Source organism: Curtobacterium sp. B18, from assembly GCF_000333375.1.
In the GTDB taxonomy this organism is placed as follows: Bacteria; Actinomycetota; Actinomycetes; order Actinomycetales; family Microbacteriaceae; genus Curtobacterium.
In genome coordinates this window covers 1-2,777 of record NZ_BACZ01000554.1, presented here as the reverse complement: position 1 = coordinate 2,777, position 2,777 = coordinate 1, and the positions used below count along the sequence as shown (strand labels likewise).

General features: G+C 70.1%; 3 protein-coding genes. 1 reads left to right on the top strand and 2 read right to left on the bottom strand.

The window, feature by feature from the left end; genetic code table 11:
- Together I5E_RS15095 and I5E_RS15090 are read right to left on the bottom strand one after the other, a co-directional pair.
- The coding region (locus I5E_RS15095; RefSeq protein WP_022907717.1) for an SDR family NAD(P)-dependent oxidoreductase at positions 1 to 587 on the bottom strand (587 nt) is incomplete at its 3' end.
- A 28-nt stretch (positions 588 to 615) separates the two neighbouring features.
- Entirely contained in the window at positions 616 to 1,899 is a 1,284-nt protein-coding gene (locus tag I5E_RS15090; RefSeq protein ID WP_187290517.1) for an MFS transporter, read from the bottom strand.
- A gap of 356 nt (positions 1,900 to 2,255) precedes the next feature.
- On the opposite strand from I5E_RS15090, the gene I5E_RS15085 reads away from it, so the two are divergent.
- On the top strand, positions 2,256 to 2,777 hold a 522-nt coding region (locus I5E_RS15085), incomplete at its 3' end, for a LacI family DNA-binding transcriptional regulator (RefSeq protein WP_261974968.1).

Below are 2,777 nucleotides of genomic sequence, written 5' to 3'. Positions count from 1 at the left end.
AAGTACCCGGGCGCGATCGCGTTGACCTGCACGCCGTGCTGCGCCAGCTCGTCGCAGTACGCCTTCGTGAAGCCGACGATCCCGTGCTTCGTCGCGGCGTACGCGGGCGACCACTGGCCGCCGAGGAACGCGAACAGCGACGCGATGTTGATGATCTTGCCGGAGCCCTGCGCCACGAGGTGCTTGCCGACCGCGTGCCCGAGGGCGAACGGCGCGGTGAGGTTCACGGCGACCATCGGGTCCCACTTCGCGCGGTCGAACGCCTCGACGTCGTCGAGCAGGCAGATGCCGGCCGAGTTGACGAGCACGTCGATGCCGCCGAGCGCCCGGGTGCACGCGTCGACGATCCGGGTCGGGGCGTCGGGGGCGGTGAGGTCGACCTCGAGGAACGCGTAGCGGCGCCCCTCGGCCTCGACGAGCGCCCGCGTGGTGCCGTCGTCGTCGACGACGCTCGGCACGAACACGTCGGCGCCGGCCTTGGCGAGTGCGAGCGAGAAGGCCTGGCCGAGGCCGGAGTTCCCGCCGGTGACGATGGCCCGCTTGCCGGCGAGCGAGAACAGGTCCATCGAGAAGTCGCGGATGTCCATGGGGTGTGCAGTGTCCTTTCGAGGTGGGTCAGACGGCGACGGCGACGTCGGACGGCCGACGGTTCCGGAGTTCCCGCGCGCGGACGCGCATGGTGAGGGTGGTGAGGAGGACGCCGAGGACGGCTGCGCCGACGAGGACGGCGAACATCGTGGTGTAGCCGCCGCCCTGCTGCGGGACGCCGTTCGACGGGTCGCCGACCCACCAGGCGCCGAGGGCGGGGAGGAACGCGTCCGGCAGGTAGGCGATGCCCGACGCGAGCCCGATCACGCCGCCGCGCTGGGCGAGCGGGACCTCGACCTCGCCGACCTGCGCCCAGTAGATCCCGCGCGAGGTGAAGACCGCGAGGCACATCACGGTCATGAGGGCCACGGCGACCCAGACGAGCGCCGGCTCGTGCGGCAGGACGAGGAACCCGACGGCGCTCACCGCGGCGACGACGAACGCCCACCGGAGGAACGCGGGCGACGACCTCGTCCACCGGTCGACGAGCACGCCGCCGACCGGTCCGCCGACGATCTGGAAGACGTAGGTGCGCACGACGCCGATCGCGCCGAGGAGCACGACGGGCACCGCGAAGCCGTCCTGCAGCAGCGGGGTGAGGTACCCGAGCAGCGTGTAGAAGCAGTACATCAGCATGATCGAGGCGCCGATCAGCCAGGTGTACTTGTTGCGGGCCGCCGCGCCGAGCTCCCGGAGGGTGACCGTCTGCCGCCCGACCTGGCCGAGGGCGTCGCGGTCGGTCCGGACGACGACGAGGACGAGCACCGCGAACGCCAGGCAGAGCACGCCGTAGATGCGCATCACCCAGAGGACGCCACCGGTGTCCGCGATCGCCGCGGCGACGATGGCGGCGCCGATGAAGCCCACGACGGTGGACGTGATGCCGCGGACGCCCTCGAGCCAGCCGAACAGCTTGCCCTGCTCGTCGGCGTTCCCGAGCATCGAGACGAGCTTGACGAGCGACGACCAGTAGAGCCCCATGCCGAGGACGGCCATGAGCACGTGCGCGACGACGATGCCGGTCTCGCCGGGGACCGTGGACAGCCAGAGGTCGACGGCGCCCATCCCCGCGAGCGCGATCACGATGAGCGCCCTGGGCGAGAAGCGGTCGGCGAACCAGCCGCCGCAGAAGTACATGAGCACGGCGACGGCGCCGAAGACCGACGTGATCTCGCCGTAGCGCTGGATGCTGAGGTGGAGCGCGTGCGCGGTGTCCGCGAGGAACACGAACCGGATGTACGCGACCTGGAAGATCGCACCGCCGGTCATCGACAGGACGATGAAGCTCGTCAGTCTGCGGGCTCTGGTCAAGACCACTCCTTCGTGGTGGGTGGGGGTTCGGTGGACGCAAAAAAGAGAACAGCGACACCCCAGCGCTGGTGCGCTGCGGGTGTCGCTGTTCTCTGAGGTCTGGAGCGACTGCCGTCCGCGGGCGGACGGCCGATCTGCAGTTGTGTGCTCCGGCTCGGGCGATATGCCGGATACGGGTTGACGGTAACCCATCGGATCCGGAAACGACAACTCAGGTCGCATGCATGCCGGAGGCGTGCATAATGATCTGGCTCGGAATGTGAACGTGCACATCGACGTGCTTCGGCCCCGGGCAGGAACGAGTAGCAATGGCGTCGACGCGGACACAACAACCGCGGTCGCCCAGCATCCGCGACGTGGCGCGGGTCGCCGGGGTGTCGCACCAGACCGTCTCACGGGTCCTCAACAACTCGGACGCCGTCGTCGCGGAGACCCGCGACAAGGTCCTCGCGGCGATGGAGCAGCTGCAGTACCGGCCGAACCGCGCCGCGCGGGCACTGGTGACGAGCCGCACGCACACGATCGGCGTGCTCACGGCGCAGCGGTCGCACTACGGTCCCGCGGCCACGATGCAGGCGATCGAGGACGCCGCGGTGAGGCGCGGGTACTCGGTCACGACGGCGAACATCGCCGCGGCGACCGACGAAGCGGTGCGGGACGGCCTCGGCCACCTGCTCGACCAGGACGTCGAGGGCATCATCGTCATCGCGCCGCAGCAGCTGCGTGCCGACGAGGTCTCCGAGGACCGCATCATCCGCGGGATGGTCGGCCGCGACCTGTCGAACCGGTACCCCGAGCGGGAGAACCCGGTCATCGGCGAGGAGCTCCTCCGCATCGAGGACTGGACCGTGCACCACCCGCTCGACGGTCCCGCGAGA